Below are 15,481 nucleotides of genomic sequence, written 5' to 3'. Positions count from 1 at the left end.
GCTAACTTAACGGAACCGCTTCAGCGACTAATTTAAGGTGTGCTAAAAACTGTTGTTTGTCCATCTCACCAACAACACGTAAGTGCTCTATTTCATTACCGTCACCATCAAAGAACAACATACTTGGCGGTCCAAATAACTTCGCTTTCGTCATCCATTCTGATTGCGGCTTGGTATTGTCCGTAATATCAAATTTAAGCGCATTGATTGCGGTCATTGCAGTGGCAACACTTGGGGCTGAAAACACGTGTTTGTCCATCACTTTACACGATGTACACCAGTCTGCGTAGAGGTCGACCATAGTCACGACTTTCGGCGCTTGCAGATTATTAATCGCATTATCAATATTTTGTACCGACGCAGTTTTCATAAATAGCGGCCGCGCATCTTTCTCTGAACCCGTGCTAATAGCGCCACGCTGGGTGATATGCTGCAACGGGTCTGTCATATCATCAGCGCCCGTCATCATGCCCACAAATAACATAGCGCCGTAAACCAAGGATACGAATACCACGACATGACGTAACCACAAACGACTTGCTTGTATATTCGTGATGTTATGAATGTACATTGCACAACTGATAATAAGTAATGCCCACAATCCTAATGTCACACTCGGAGCAGCAAACCGGCTGATAAGTAAGATAGCGATCGCCAGTAGCATCACGCCAAACCCTTGCTTAACACGGACCATCCAAGGGCCGCTGCTTGGTAAGAATTTACCGCCCGACGTACCGATTATCACCAAGGGTACGCCCATGCCTAATGCCATCACGAATAACACACCACCACCAAACAACCAATCTTGAGTGGTAGAAACATATAATAATGCACCCGCCAGCGGCGCTGATACACAAGGCGATACCACTAAGGCTGAAATAGCGCCCATCATAAATACCGTTATCGCTTTACCCCCTGTTAAGCGTTGCGATTGGTTATTTAATGCAACTTGTAAACGCGATGGTAATTGCAATTCATAAACACCAAACATAGCTAACGCTAACAACACAAATAGGCCTGAAAATATAACTAACAACCAGGTTTGTTGCATCGCCGCTTGTATATTAACGCCCTGCCCAACCGTCGCCATTAACACGCCAATCAATGCATAGCTTGATGCCATACCCAACACATAGGCTAACGAAATATAAAAGCCTTTCCAGCCCGTCATGCCAGTGCCTTGACCACCAATGATGCTCGATAAAATGGGGATCATCGGCAATACACAAGGAGTAAAAGCAAGCCCTAAACCAAGCACAAAGAAAAGTAACAAGGCTTGCACTCGCCCAGCCCCCGCTAGCACACCCGCTAAACTTTGGCTGTCATTTGCTGAAGCCCCCGTCACACTCATCAAGGGGGTTGACGCTGGACTGATAGGTTCAACAACAAACGGTATAACCGAGCTATTGGTCACCTTAGCTTCAAGTTCAATCACTTTACGCTGTGGTAAATAACATAAACCACTGTCAGCACACCCTTGGTAGCGGACCTTAACACTGCCACTTCCCGTAAACGGTAAAGTAACCGTTAGCGGTTGATGATAAACCTTCACTAAACCAAAATTAGGATCTTGTTTTTGTTCTGCGACAATTGAAAATTGTGGCTCAGCCAAGCTGACATTGCCACTCGTGACATTAAAAGAAAAGCGTTTGTGGTAAAGGTAATAACCCTGCTCGGTCGCAAACGTTAATACCAATTTATCGCCATCTTCAGCGTTTAATACTTGTGATGAAAGTGGAAATGCTTGGTTAACCGTAAGGAATTCAGACTCAGCATTACTGCCCGCTTGCGTCTGTGCAATAGCGCTAACACTGGTTAACAGCAGCAACATGATACATAGCTGCTTCATTGCATCATTTAATTTAAAAAGTAACGTCATGATAATAAAAAATCCGTATTTTGATGAACATTCAACTGCTCATCAACTAATGCAAACCCAATTTCTTCGGGAACCGTTAAGCGAGGGTTAATCGTTAATGCTGTACTTATGATCCCAGCTTGCAATGCGCTATCTGCAACAACCGTCACTGAAATAACCTGCTGGTGAGTATCTTGTGACGCGAGAATATGAGAACTTTCTTGGTCTGAAAACTGTTGTCGTCTTGCATAATGCGCTGATGTAGTCAGAGCCTGATTACGTAGTGGTAAAGCAAACAGCGCTTGCGTCTGTTCATGTGGGTTAACCACTGCCACCACAAAGTCACTGCCATCCACTTTACAGCCCGACGCACGAACATCACCACCAAAGTTAATTAACGCACCACTACTGGCTTGTTCTGCAATGGCTAACGCCTGATCAACAGCGACTTCTTTAATCACGCCACCGAGATCCAATTGCGTAATAGGAAAATGCATGATCAAGATATTATCTTCTATATCCCAGGCCGCTAACCCCATATAAGGGGCTGCATCTTGATAGACCTGTTCACGTGTTTTAGCATTGCTTTGCAATAACGTTTTGACCGTACCAACCGTAATATCAAAGATCCCCTGCGTCGCAATACTATACTCTCGCACCTTAGTTAGAATATCCAGTGTCTCAGTATCGATAACCACGCGTTTACCACTGCGCTGGTTAATCGTTTTCGTTAACATTGAGGTATCAGAATAGAAATTAAATTTTTCTTCTAAACGGCGTGTATTCGTTTCAATATCCCGCGCTAACTCCGCAGCTTCCGATGCAATCAAAGTCGCTTCGCAAGGTACTGTCATCGCCATAAAACGATGTACATAAGATTGCTTAATAGTCATATGTTACCCCTACAGCCCACCAGCGACTGGCATAACCATTACTCTGTTCATAATAAGCCGCTAATGCATTCATCCGCCATTTACTTGATAACTTAAGGCTTACACCCAATTCATAGGCATTGGCATTAAAATCACCCAAACGAATGTCTGTAGTGGCATAACCTTTTGAGGCGAATGTTGGATCACTGGATTTCGGGTCAATAAAGAAATTCGCACCTTGCTGACTATACCAAGAATAACCCGGCGCCAGCATTAACCAATCCGTGATTTTAATACTCATTTTACCACCCAGCTGATGTGACATTACGCCCCAATCATCGGTAAAAAATTTATAACGCGGACGCACAACTACACGATCAGTCACACTGTAAAATGTTTGTACATTAATCCCACCAGAAATACGTGTATCAGGGCGCGAGTCTTGTGCCAAAAATACTTCATCATCACTAATTTTACCGTCATCATCAATATCGACTTCACGTAATACCGTAAGATAATGATTGCTCAAATAACCACTTTTATAGCCGCCGTAGGCCGTAAAGGTTGCATACAAATTAGGAGTGAATACTTGTGACATCCCGACTTCCATACTTGATGTAAAGATGTCTTTCCATTGCTGTTCATTGCCGCCATTTTGATATTCCTGAAACGCCAATGTCTGATCAGAAAGGACTGAACCACCAAGGCTAAATGAACGGTTTTTACTGCTGTCTGTATAGAGCAAGGCTTTCGCATTCGCGCCCATACTTTTATAATCATCTTCTTGTGAGTAGTTCACGCCCAGAGTCCATTCATCTCGGTCTTTATCCCGGAAGGTCACATTTGTTGCCGCAGAATAGCGCGTATCCTCTAACTCAACGGGACGCATCTCATAATTACCGCGGTAAGGGTCATAACCCGCACGGATGACTTCCGACGTCTTATCTTGTGCTTCTTGCGTACGTTTTCCCGCAATAACACCCGATGATGGCGTTGTCGGCACCCAAGCTGGTGAAGCTCCAGATACAGTGTCATAACCAAGTTCGGCTGTGATGGTCCAATCCAAACCAATATTCTTCTCTAGCGAGAGAATGTTGTCTCCGGCTTTGATCTTATCGCCGTATTCTTCAAAACTCAAATGATGGATCGATACATGGTCTGCAGCAGATACAGAGCCAGCAACAAGGCCAAATAGGGTTAACGGTAATTTTATATTCATTTTTATCATTCATCTTTAATTGATTACAACCGTGATTTATCAGCAATAAAGTCTAAATCACTAGCCACAGAACAAGCGTCTATTTACGCGCGGAACAAGGTGCTTTTAATTACAGCCACAGCCGCCACCACCGACACCATTACCGCCAATCGAACCTTGTTTATAAGCAAATACTTTTTCTGAAAACACATCAAACTCAGGCACTTCACCACCGGGTTTCATGGATTTTTTCGCCAGAGTCCCCTTTTGCCAAGGTTTAACAGGCTTAACGCTAAACCAGTCACTAATCGCCGAGAATAAAGAAGGTTCTTCATCTACATCGTTACTCACAGGTGCGGGTAATACCGATGCATTCAATACAGGATAAACAGGTATCGGTGCTGGTATCACTGTGGGTAAAACTTTTGGTATCGGGGTTGGTAAAGCACTTGGTATAACTGCCGGTAACGCGCTAATAACAGATTGTGATGGCTGGTGGTTCTGCACATTCACAGGCCTGATCACAACGATTGTCGGTGTTTCAGCTGTATGCTGACGAGAAGATGCCGACACTTCTGCGATTGTTTCCTGGCTTTTGTAAACCACATTAGAAATAGACTCCGTCACTTGGTAAGGTGAGTCTTGGCCTGTAGTCGTTACTTCGGCTTGCAGACCAAAACAGGTCAATAGCAGCGAAGAAGACAGTAAGGTTAATTGTGCATAAGGTTTCATTGACCTAGCCCCATATCTTTCAAGTCACTCATAATGACATCTCCAATATGATTAATCGCACCATAACGCACATTTAACACCTGGCCTTGGTAAATGTAATACAGCGCCGGCATACCAATCGGTTGAAAATCATCAACCAGCGTTTGATCGGCATCGTTAACAACGCGGAATTTGATTCCCAACGATTTCTGAAATGCAATACCAGCAGCCACATCCTCATCGACATCGACACCAACAACATCAACCCCTAATGCATACAATGAAGGCACTAACTGGTTTACTTCTGGCAGTTCAGCACGACAAGACACGCACCACTCAGCAAAGAAATCAATTAACGACACTCGATTGGGGTTTAACCCAAGTTGTTCCTGAGCGGCTGCAGAAAGCATTTCGCCTCGTTGATAAGCGTGCGCTTGGCTAGACAACAATAATGTGAACACCACAAGCCATTTTTTAAACATAAGTACCTCTAATACAATTAATTTAACTAATTCTGAATTATTACTCTTAAGCCCTAGATAACATCACAACGCTAAACATCTACTCTCCCAGTACAATACGCACTTTGGTTTCAGTATTGACCCTGATTGCATCCTTAAAATAGGCAGCTAACTCCGCAGTATTGTTCGCATCAAACACGGTGCCATTACTACCCGCACATTGCCGGAATTGCTTAATCCGTGTTGCCGATACCCCAAAACCGATGAAACTGACTTCAATATTAAGGTTTTGCTGAATCTCATCGCACAAACCAGCACGCATTAAGTCATTGAAATAATCTTGTCGACTATCACTACCATCGGTAAACAAGATCAAGCGCTGAGTCAGCGAGGTTGACTGTACGGGTGTAACATTCCACTCTTTTTGCCACTCCTCAGTCAAGGTGCGAACACCCCAAATAAACCCTTGATAAGAAGCAGTACTCCCACCAGTTGTTTCTAATAATTCAACATAGCGAATGACATTATCAAGATCGTTTGTCAGTGGTAAAATAAATGAGGTTTCGCTACAACGATCTAAAAAACGATCCGGTGTTACTTCATTAAAATCCAATTTTTTAGAAGGATAATTTAACGACTGCACGGTTTTATCTGCATCTAAATTTCCGTTTGTATACACCAGACTATCCACACATTTAGGACTGTCTTCAGAACTAAGTAACCAAGGCGCACCGGTCACACCAACACCCGTTTGAAAAGGCACAATAGAAAATCGAACCTGATTACTATTTGGATCAATATCGTTAATCACATCAGTAATGATTTTTTTTAATTCAGGTAAATCCCGTGACATCGAACCTGATATATCTAGAACGAGGGAGAAATCTACCGGGTCTTGAATCACATTCACATTACGGATCAATTTAGAGCGTGACAGACTGTTTGACTTCATCTCGACACTACCTTTAATATCAACGGGTAGTGATTCCAGCATCGCCGGTTTAAAGCGATATTGCGCCTTAATCTGACAGCCATTCTTGCTATTGAGGCTGACACTTTTATTCAGTACCGGTAGCACGAAATTGGGCCTGTAGTATTCCAAAATATTCTCTGTCACCTCAGTATTGTTACTTTGCTGATAAGCACAGGCAAGCACAGCTGAATCAGTCGCTTGTCCCGCACGAATAACAACTTGACTATACATAGAAAAAAATACAGTCATGGCTAATAAGCTCACTATCGCTGGCAGCATAAAAGCAAAGGTTAACGTGATCGCGCCGCGTTGACTTTGTATAAAACTCATAGTGATCGCCCTATTAATAACGCTGAACTCTGATAATAACGGTCGTTAAAATTGCGAATTAACAAAGGCGTTAAATTGCCTGCAATGCTATTTATGCCTTTAATACAAACAGTGACTTGGAATATTTCGGCATGTTGGCCCGCATTGAAGCCTTGAATCGAGCCAATTGGAGACAAATCCGTTAAGGACAATAACTGCGGCCTCGATAAGCATGCCGCCCCAGCATTAATATCGTGTAACCTTGGTTTCTGTGTTGCTGCATCAAATACCACTTGTTCAACATGGATCCCCAGTTCTGCTGTGGATTTTGAAATCAACGTATTAAAACGACGTTGCGCAACCTGCAATAAAAACTCAGTTAAGGCGGTTGAAATGACTCCGGATGTCGATGATTTAGAGGCCGAAATCAGCATGGCATTGTCACACTGCTCACACGCCACGATAGACGTGAGTGAATATGCCAAATTATCAAGTTTATTTTTTTGGCTAATAGCTTGATTTATATTCACTATAAACAAGACCAAAACCACCATAACAAATGTGATAACGGGTAATTCGATCACACTACTGCCACGCTGTCCCGTACGCATACCCCATTTAATTCCCATGGCTGGCCCCCCGCTCTAACGTCACTAAAATCGTACGATTAAAACTCGTTAAACGCTTAAAGCTATCAATCTGACTAGGCATAAATAAAGCTTGGTAAGGATAAACCAGCGTGAACTCAGCAAAATCCTGATTCTGAAAATCGTCTAACCCCGAGCCATTAGCAAGCGCCGTCAAAGAATCGAAGTAACGCGCTTTAACAGTCATCTTACTGCTATTCAATAAAGGTAAATGCTGTTCAGACAAGGTCCGCTTCAATTCCCCCGTCAGATCTTGACCTGCCTTCGTCACGACTAATTGTCGAGTCGCAGAAACCAACGCGACATCGATAACACTCCCCACCATCATAAAACGGCTAATTTCGATAAGCGCTAACAACAATACAAAAAAGGGTAAAATACTTACCGCGAATTCAATGCTGACACTGCCTTTCTGACGGTGTTTTGTTTGACTAGACTTCATTGTCTTACCAAAGTTAATCGCGTTACTAACACTCATGGCTTAACCAGCTGTAACTCTTGTTGCTGCTGTAATTGTTGGTAATAAGCGGTGTTACTTTCCAGTTCAGCTTTAGTCAGATCTTGTTTTGCAATGGTTTTAGCTGCTTCAACATCCCCTTTCATGGCAAATGCGAGTGCTAAATTCTGACGACTCTTTGATGTTGAACTGCCGCGTAAATAATGCGAATAAAGTACATTAATACCTTGCTCTGGTTGACCGTCTAAAATCCAAGCTAAGGCTAAGTTATTACGATATTCTAGATTTTCAGGCTCGTTGGCTAACGCGCGAATAAAGGCAGTTCTTGCTGGGCTATAATCTTTAAATAATGCGTAATTAATACCGAGGCTGTTTAATGTTTTCGCATCATTAGGTAATAACTCTACTGCTTGTTTTAAATCCACTAATGAGAGTTTAACTTGCCCTAACCCTTGTTTTGCATTGCCCTTTTCACGTAATATTTGGCCACGAGTTTCATCCGATTTAGGCGATTCATTCGATTCAGACCTTTCACTGGATAACAGAGACTGCGCTTTATTAAGGTAATGCAAGGCTAAATCAAACTCAGACATTTGGTTGTAAGCAGTTCCTAAAGCCAATAACAACGAAATATCCGTTGGCTGTAGTTTAAGTTGCTCGCGATAGATAGTAATCGCGCTTTCTGGTCGGCCACTTTCAAGCGCAAGTTGCGCGAGTCCACGGTCGTTTTTCATCTCTTCAGTGACATTAGCTTGGTGAGAGCTACACCCGGCCAACGTCAGGACGCAGCAGGCTAACAGCCATTTTAGTAAAAAAGACGTCATCATAATCCTCCTATGCTGTCTAATAAAACGAGAATCGTTGGCGCAACGATCAGTACGACCACAGGTAACATAATTAAAAGCACCACAGGTAATGACATTTTCGCTGGAATTTTTCCGACTCTCTCCTCTAAACGAAGGTACTGATATTGACGGCTATCACTGGCTATCAAACGCATCGTTGGGGCAATCTTACTGCCGTATTTTTCAGCCTGAGACAATGCAATGACCATATTTTCAACTTCAACTAAGTCAGTCCGTTTGGCTAAGTTATCCAGTGCGGTTAAACGAGAGTCTAATAATCTTAATTCCGCTTCGGTAATTAGCCATTCACGAGATAACTCAGGTGCAACAGCCGCCATTTCATGACCAACGCGTTGAAATACAGCTTCTAACGTTAAACCCGATTCAACACAAATCACCATCAAATCTAATGCATCAGGTAACGCCAGAGCAACACGATAATTGACTGTACGTGCCCGCCACTTCAACCAATGTTCGGCAAGTAAACCGCCTGAAATAGCAAAGACTAACGTTTTGGCTAACACAAATTTATCCAAGTCAAAATCGACATACCATTGCCAAGCCAATCCACTGATTACCATCAAGCTTAATTTACTCACCAAAAAATACGCACCCGCTCGAGAATCATGAAAGCCTGCTTTAACCAATAACATCGCGATATCTGGCGCGACGGTTAAACGCTGCCATAAGCTTGATGTTGACTCCGTGTTAAGTGAACGAGACAGGTCACTATTTTGTTTAATCGATACCAATGCAAGACGCTGCAACAGCAACTCTCGGCGTTGAGCTTGACCATTAAATATCAACGCCATCACCGCGCCACTGATGAGCAACACGACTGCGATCCATAAAGATAAAGTCATTAAGCGCGCACCTTAGTTAACAAATGAATGACAGCTAAACCAAGCGCCATACTGGTCACTACATACCCCAGCACTAAATGACCACTGGCACTTTGGGTTAAGGTAATAAAAGCACTTGGATTTTTGAAAAACATAACAGCAATCAGTATTACCGGTAAGCTTGCTAAAATTGCCGCCGTCATGCGAGGCTCAGCCGTTAAACTTTTGATCTTCATTTTAATCGCGGCATTGTCATGCACAGTACGACTCAAACTATGTAATACTTCACGAAGCTGACCACCGTTCTCCTCATTTAAGATCAGCGCGACACGAAAGAAGTGAAAGCTAACATAAGGTAAACGGATACTGGCTTGATCCAGCGCTTGCTTTAAACCAATACCAATTTCTAACCTATCGCGGATCAAACTAAACTCTCGGCCTAACATCCCCTGCTGATAATCAGCAATTTGCGCAATGGCTTGTGGTACAGAAATACCCGCCGATACAGCACGGGACATCTGCCCTAATACTTGGGTAAAGGCGGCTTCAAATTCACGATGTTGACGCACTCGCATCAGCCAATAACTCGCCCCAGCAATGCCAATAACAGAAATCACAACAATCATCATTCTCATCAAGGGTGAAAAAAAAGGCATGAAAAACCAAGTTACCAGCGCCGCAGAAACTAAGGTTATTAATAACCAACGTTTAGACTGACGATCAAACAGCGAATCAATACGCGACTGTATCTGCGACCAGTATTGCAGCAAAAAACCTGTTTTCTGCTGCCAAATAAACAAGGCTGAAGTTGTTGTATTCACGGTTGAATCAACTACGGAGACTAAATTTAGTCGACGCTTTAATATCATTCGTTGTCGCTGGTATTGCAGTACTTTATAACTGCTTAATAGGAACACTAAAAATAATAACGAACCAATAATGACCTGCATTATCGCACCCCTAGCGCTTGCTTTAACTGCGATTCAAGTTGGTAATAACGCGCTTTTTCACTAAATCTCGGTAATATTTTTGCCGATAAAAATTGCCCAACAATATCACCATGAGCATCCGTGTGTTGATAATCAAAATGAAATAAATCATGGGTAAGATATTGATCACCTTCAAGACCAACAATTTCGGTAATATTAACAATGCGGCGTTTACCATCTCTCATACGCTCCACTTGCACAATGACATCTAAGGTACTGGCAATTTGACGACGTAAAGCCGATACAGGTAAATTAACTTCTGCCATCAATAACATATTTTCTAACCGAATTAAGGCATCATGTGGGGAGTTCGCGTGAAGCGTTGACATCGAACCATCATGACCCGTGTTCATCGCTTGCATCATATCAAACGCTTCAGCACCACGAACCTCACCTAAAATAATACGATCAGGACGCATTCGTAGCGCATTACGTAACAGCTCACGTTGACCAATTGCAGGCGCACCTTCGACACTCGAAGGGCGCGTTTCGATACTCACAACATGGGGTTGTTGCAGCTTTAATTCTGCCGCATCTTCAATCGTAATAATGCGTTCGTCTGGTGATATGCCAAATGACAGCGCATTCAACAACGTCGTTTTACCTGCGCCAGTACCACCAGAAATCAATACATTAATGCGTGAACGGGCAATAATATTAAGTACACTCGCCATTTCTGTCGACATCGCACCCAACGCCGAAAGTTGCTCTAAGCTGTGCTTTTTTTCATTAAATTTACGAATCGAAATACACGTACCATTTAATGCCAACGGTGGAATAAGTACATTCACACGGCTACCATTTGGCAAACGAGCATCGACCATCGGCGTTGTTTCATCGACACGACGACCAATTCGGCTCACTATCCGTCTCGCCAAGTTCAATACATGCTCTTCATCGCGAAAACTGACATCAGCTCGCTTCACTTTACCCCGCAGCTCAATGAAGACTTCTTTATGCCCATTGACCATGATATCGGTGATTTCAGGATCATCCATCAGCACCTGCAAAGGACCAAGACCAAGCATTTCATCGACAAGGCGCTGACTAATATTGCGTTGTTCGATACCGCCAATTGGAAATTGCTGACGTGCTGCAATGCTTCCAACCGCTTCAAATGTGCGTTCCTCAAGCTCTTCCGGACTTAAGGTGACAACGACAGATGGCGCAATAATCGCCATAATCTCTTGCTGAATAGTGCGAAAACGCTGTTCTTCAATATTGCTTGTCGAAGACACATCCGCAATCGGCACTGATAATGATTGTGTCGTAGATGATGTTTCAGATTGCGTAGCTGTCGTTACATTAACTCCAAACATTACGCCCCCTTAAGCCAGCTAAACAAGCGTGATTTAGACACTTCAGGCTCGCCACTGACTAGACTTACTAATTTTTTCAGTGCTTTAGCATTTCGGCCTTTTTGATTAATCGCCAACACACCCAATGCGTTACCTCCTCGCATGTCTGCTGGCGAATAAGGAATTTCCACATCGAACTTTCGACTTAGCGTCGATGCAACATCATTCGCTGTAATCAGAGACAGAGCCTCAGGTTTAGTATGATTAAGCACCACTAACGTCCGTGTTGACGATGATTGCTCTAATTTAGCCAACAACTGGTTAGTACTACGAATAGACGCCAATGTTGGCTCAACGATAACCACACGAATATCACTGCTATTTAGCGTGTCAAAACCGACTTTATCGCGTAGACAAAACGCGGGGACATCCCACAACAAATGTGTAGCTTGCTGCAGACAGAAGCGAGACACTTTTTGCATACTGACCACATCTGGCCAAAAGTGTTGTTCAAAACCAGATTGATAGCCAGTAAACACATATAAATCATCATTTACCTTAAGACCGCTGCGCTGATAGATAACGGGTTCTAGGCAGTCAGGAAATTGTAGCATTTCTACTAATGCATTGTTTGCCTGCACACTAAATTGCAGATCCAAATCGCCAGTTATAAAGTCCAGATCCGTACAAGCAACATTCATCCCTTGCTGCTGTGATAAACCCCAAGCAATATTCGCTAATAAAGACGTTGTTCCAGCGCCACCTTTGGCACTAACTACCGTAATTTGACTACCACGAGGTTTACTATCTAGGGTATGCTCATTCGCCATTTGATTAGACATATTCACAATTATTGACCTCCTAAACTAGCAGCGACGCTACTCTTTTTATCTTTCTCTTGGTTATTACTCGCAACAGGCTGATAATAAGCTTCAACAGTGGCAACCGCTTTGCGTCCATCCGTCGCGTCGAGAGTACGTCCCACAATTAAATCACGTGGTGTTGCGACCATTTGCGCCAACGCACTGGTGTTAGCACAACCAAAGTTATCGCTGCTTCTAAATGCATTTAGCACTATATGTTTAGCTTTACCCGCCTGGCAACTTGGAACAATACTGCGGTAAGATTCAACAACTATCGCAACATCCGCGATTGAAGGCGACTCGCTAAATTGACTCGAAACCTGAGATGGATAAATACCAATCTGTTTCAAAATTGCGATTAACTCGGGTACTGCTTTATTACCTTTATCGCTATAACTATCAATTCTGACCCGCAGTGCCGAAAGTTCGCCTCGTTGATAAATAAACTCAATAAGCGCCGCTTTATCACTTTCATTCAGCTTTTCAGAATCTAGCTGTATCGCTATTTTATGCGTTACAGCTTCTACTTTTACGTGTGGTTGTCGTTGCACAGAGTTACTCGAACAAGCACTCAACAAACCACAAACGATTAATATCAAAAATATCCGCATAACTACCTCAGTAATAAAATCCATTATCGCCAAGCAGTCGCGGCTGGCGATTGTTAGTGCGACTTTCATTGTCTGTTGAATTTGTGACATCCCTTGATACTGGCCACGCTAATAAACGCTCAACATCACTCATCGGGATCAAGCCATCTGTTGGTAAGGGTAACGAGTCTGCACGGGTTGGTTGCACAAGATACGCCGTGGCAATAATAATTAACTCCGTCTCTTCGCGCTGAAAACTCGTTGAACGGAACAGTGCTCCTAACACGGGAATATCACCCAGTAATGGCATCTTTTGTAACTGTTCAATATCTTTTGATTGCAACAATCCACCCAAAGCAAAACTTTGACCACTTGCCAGCTCGACGGTGGTAGACGCTTGACGACTGACAAAAGTAGGCAGTGATGATCCTCCAATTTGGATACTGGTTTCTGAAGACACAGAACTCACCTCAGAGAACACTTGCAGACTGATTTGATTAGCACTTAATACTATTGGTTTAAAATCTAGTTTCACACCAAACTTTTTATATTCAATTGATGCGGTATCACCGTAAACCAAAGGTATTGGGATCTCGCCACCGACTAAGAACGAAGCTTCTTCGCCACTCATTGCCGTTAAGTTTGGTTCTGCTAATACCGACATCATACCGTTCGTTGCTAATGCATCGACAATCACAGAAAGATCTGCCCAACCCGCTGGATTTAGCCCACCGATATTACCGCCAGAGCTATCTAGAAAAGAAAACGTGCCGGTACCAAAACCTTGCGAACCCCACTTAATACCCAACTTATTGGATACTTTACGTGACACTTCCGCTATTCTGATTCGTAAATTTACTTGGTTAGGCATGGTAACCTGCAGCTGATTAATTAACTCATCCTTATCAATCTTGTTCTCTGCCGATTTATCTTTATTATCTGAACCTGTTGAATTCTGCGTGTTACTGCCTTCCTTACTATCACTGGACTCTGTGTTAGCTAGTGCTGACACATACCCTTCGGATAAACGCACTATCTTTTCCGCCATGCTCGGTGTTGGAACTTGTCCTTTCAAGAACAACTTACCAGCAGTCGATTCTGCGTTAAATATCGCATCAGGAAACTCGTTATGAATCAGCGCATTAAGCTCTATTACATTGTGGTTAACCTTAACGGTTGCAGAATAAATAACGTTTTCTTTCGCATCAAGGACATACAAAGACGTGCTACCGGTCTTTTTACCAAACACCATAATTTTGGTATTCGTTAACGTTTGGTAATCCGCAATGCCATTGCTGGCAATAAAGATAGATTTCGCTGTTTTCGGTAATATCACCAAGCGGGCTTTATTCAATACCACATCTAACGTTTGTGCTTGCAACAGAGTACTAAGCAGTAATAATGACAATGCACTCACTAGTTGTTTAATCATTTTCGTTTCCTGCATTGCTCATCACTCGTTTATCTTTAGCACGAAATTCAATTAAGCCGATATCCGGTTGCACTTGCTTAATTGCAGGCAAAATATCATCGACATGAATTGCTGGAATCACAGCGATATCAGTTTTGTTACTGTTTTTACTGCGTAGGACCATCGACAATGTGCCAAGTTGATTAGCTAAGGTGATTTGATTGGCTTGTACGGGTGACACTTCTAACGTCACCGTACTGTTATCAGGAATCACACCTTTGCTATTCTTTTGTTTTTCTATATAACGCGAGATCTGTACCGCGTCATTAAATGCCAATACTCGAACATTCTGAGCGATAGTTTTCACATATAAACTTTGAGTTTCATTACCACGAGAGCGTAACTCTTGCGCTTTTGACGCAAGCAGTAACACATCAACGTGATCACCCGGACCAATTAACCCCGAATTCGCAGTTACTTCATCAACAGGGATTGATACCGCGCGATAATTTGGACGTAACATCAGGGATAAAAAACCACCTTGCTCTGGTTTTAAGAAATCCGACGGACTGAGTATTTTCCCCGTAATAAAATCACCCGCGGCGACCGTGTTCTCTAAACGATCCATAGAAAAATTGGCTTTATCAATAAAATCGATACGATCACGTACACTCGCTTCCTCTACTGTTTTCCAAGCAAATAACGAAGCACGATAAGGACTACCGATAGCTACTTTTTGTGCCGCTACCAAGACTTCATAAGTTTTTACCATGTTCTGTCTCGTGGTGCTTTTTACTGGTGCAGCCAAACTGAAGAACAGCCAAATTAACCCCAATAACGACAGACAAACAGAAAAGTAAACTAAACGTTTTGCATTCATAATTATTACTTCTATCTAATACGGTAAAACGTAATCACGCTAAATTAACGTGTATCATTCGCCGCCATTCACAGTTTCAAGTTTGCTAATCACAGACTCATAAGTAGTATTTATTGCGTTAGTCAGGTCGCCATCGGTACCTAAAAATTGCAACATAATTAATGACATTGCAGCCGCTAAAATTGCATATTCAATTGCCGCTGCACCGCGTTGTTTTTGTTTATTGTTTTTCATTTTTTATCTCTATTATTTTTATGGTGACGTTAACAAATAGGCT

General features: G+C 42.7%; 17 protein-coding genes. All 17 read right to left on the bottom strand.

The window, feature by feature from the left end; all coding sequences use genetic code 11:
• Position 1 precedes the first annotated feature (1 nt).
• Complete coding sequence (gene dsbD / locus HWV02_RS08525; protein WP_211690178.1) at positions 2–1,879, bottom strand: protein-disulfide reductase DsbD; 1,878 nt, start codon at positions 1,877–1,879, stop codon at positions 2–4.
• Entirely contained in the window at positions 1,876–2,751 is an 876-nt protein-coding gene (locus HWV02_RS08520; RefSeq protein WP_211690177.1) for an FAD:protein FMN transferase, read from the bottom strand. The genes dsbD and HWV02_RS08520 overlap by 4 nt, the downstream gene beginning before the upstream one ends.
• On the bottom strand, positions 2,741–3,949 hold the full coding sequence (locus HWV02_RS08515; RefSeq protein ID WP_211690176.1) for a DUF3570 domain-containing protein: 1,209 nt from the start codon (positions 3,947–3,949) through the stop codon (positions 2,741–2,743). The genes HWV02_RS08520 and HWV02_RS08515 overlap by 11 nt, the downstream gene beginning before the upstream one ends.
• Before the next feature lie 105 nt (positions 3,950–4,054).
• The gene (locus tag HWV02_RS08510) at positions 4,055–4,660 is read right to left on the bottom strand and encodes a DUF4266 domain-containing protein (protein ID WP_211690175.1); all 606 of its coding nucleotides are present in this window, start codon (positions 4,658–4,660) and stop codon (positions 4,055–4,057) included.
• Positions 4,657–5,121: a TlpA disulfide reductase family protein gene (locus tag HWV02_RS08505; RefSeq protein WP_211679275.1), complete on the bottom strand. Its 465-nt coding sequence runs from the start codon at positions 5,119–5,121 to the stop codon at positions 4,657–4,659. Before HWV02_RS08505 ends, HWV02_RS08510 begins: the two co-directional genes overlap by 4 nt.
• A gap of 79 nt (positions 5,122–5,200) precedes the next feature.
• Entirely contained in the window at positions 5,201–6,403 is a 1,203-nt protein-coding gene (locus HWV02_RS08500) for a VWA domain-containing protein (protein WP_211690174.1), read from the bottom strand.
• Positions 6,400–7,011, bottom strand: a complete 612-nt coding sequence (gene tadF / locus HWV02_RS08495; protein WP_211679273.1) for a tight adherence pilus pseudopilin TadF — start codon at positions 7,009–7,011, stop codon at positions 6,400–6,402. Before tadF ends, HWV02_RS08500 begins: the two co-directional genes overlap by 4 nt.
• On the bottom strand, positions 7,001–7,507 hold the full coding sequence (locus HWV02_RS08490) for a TadE/TadG family type IV pilus assembly protein (RefSeq protein WP_211690173.1): 507 nt from the start codon (positions 7,505–7,507) through the stop codon (positions 7,001–7,003). Before HWV02_RS08490 ends, tadF begins: the two co-directional genes overlap by 11 nt.
• Positions 7,504–8,313, bottom strand: coding sequence for a lipopolysaccharide assembly protein LapB (locus HWV02_RS08485; RefSeq protein ID WP_255547123.1), 810 nt, complete (start codon positions 8,311–8,313; stop codon positions 7,504–7,506). The genes HWV02_RS08490 and HWV02_RS08485 overlap by 4 nt, the downstream gene beginning before the upstream one ends.
• On the bottom strand, positions 8,310–9,194 hold the full coding sequence (locus tag HWV02_RS08480) for a type II secretion system F family protein (protein ID WP_211690172.1): 885 nt from the start codon (positions 9,192–9,194) through the stop codon (positions 8,310–8,312). The genes HWV02_RS08485 and HWV02_RS08480 overlap by 4 nt, the downstream gene beginning before the upstream one ends.
• Positions 9,194–10,123, bottom strand: coding sequence for a type II secretion system F family protein (locus HWV02_RS08475; RefSeq protein ID WP_211679270.1), 930 nt, complete (start codon positions 10,121–10,123; stop codon positions 9,194–9,196). The genes HWV02_RS08480 and HWV02_RS08475 overlap by 1 nt, the downstream gene beginning before the upstream one ends.
• Positions 10,123–11,481 (bottom strand): CpaF family protein, encoded by a 1,359-nt coding sequence (locus HWV02_RS08470; RefSeq protein ID WP_211679269.1) that lies wholly within the window; start codon positions 11,479–11,481, stop codon positions 10,123–10,125. Before HWV02_RS08470 ends, HWV02_RS08475 begins: the two co-directional genes overlap by 1 nt.
• The gene (locus tag HWV02_RS08465; RefSeq protein WP_255550670.1) at positions 11,481–12,302 is read right to left on the bottom strand and encodes a hypothetical protein; all 822 of its coding nucleotides are present in this window, start codon (positions 12,300–12,302) and stop codon (positions 11,481–11,483) included. The genes HWV02_RS08470 and HWV02_RS08465 overlap by 1 nt, the downstream gene beginning before the upstream one ends.
• 8 nt (positions 12,303–12,310) lie before the next feature.
• Positions 12,311–12,934 (bottom strand): CpaD family pilus assembly lipoprotein, encoded by a 624-nt coding sequence (locus tag HWV02_RS08460; protein ID WP_255550623.1) that lies wholly within the window; start codon positions 12,932–12,934, stop codon positions 12,311–12,313.
• Positions 12,935–12,941: 7 nt separating this feature from the next.
• Entirely contained in the window at positions 12,942–14,345 is a 1,404-nt protein-coding gene (locus HWV02_RS08455) for a type II and III secretion system protein family protein (protein ID WP_211690170.1), read from the bottom strand.
• Positions 14,338–15,204, bottom strand: coding sequence for a Flp pilus assembly protein CpaB (cpaB, locus tag HWV02_RS08450; RefSeq protein ID WP_211690169.1), 867 nt, complete (start codon positions 15,202–15,204; stop codon positions 14,338–14,340). The genes HWV02_RS08455 and cpaB overlap by 8 nt, the downstream gene beginning before the upstream one ends.
• A gap of 54 nt (positions 15,205–15,258) precedes the next feature.
• Positions 15,259–15,438, bottom strand: a complete 180-nt coding sequence (locus HWV02_RS08445) for a Flp family type IVb pilin (protein ID WP_211674925.1) — start codon at positions 15,436–15,438, stop codon at positions 15,259–15,261.
• Between the last annotated feature and the right edge of the window lie 43 nt (positions 15,439–15,481).

It is taken from the genome of Moritella sp. 28 (assembly GCF_018219435.1).
Classification (GTDB): domain Bacteria; phylum Pseudomonadota; class Gammaproteobacteria; order Enterobacterales; family Moritellaceae; genus Moritella.
The sequence above is the reverse complement of the archived record's forward strand: the minus strand, read 5'-3'. Positions and strand labels throughout refer to the sequence as shown.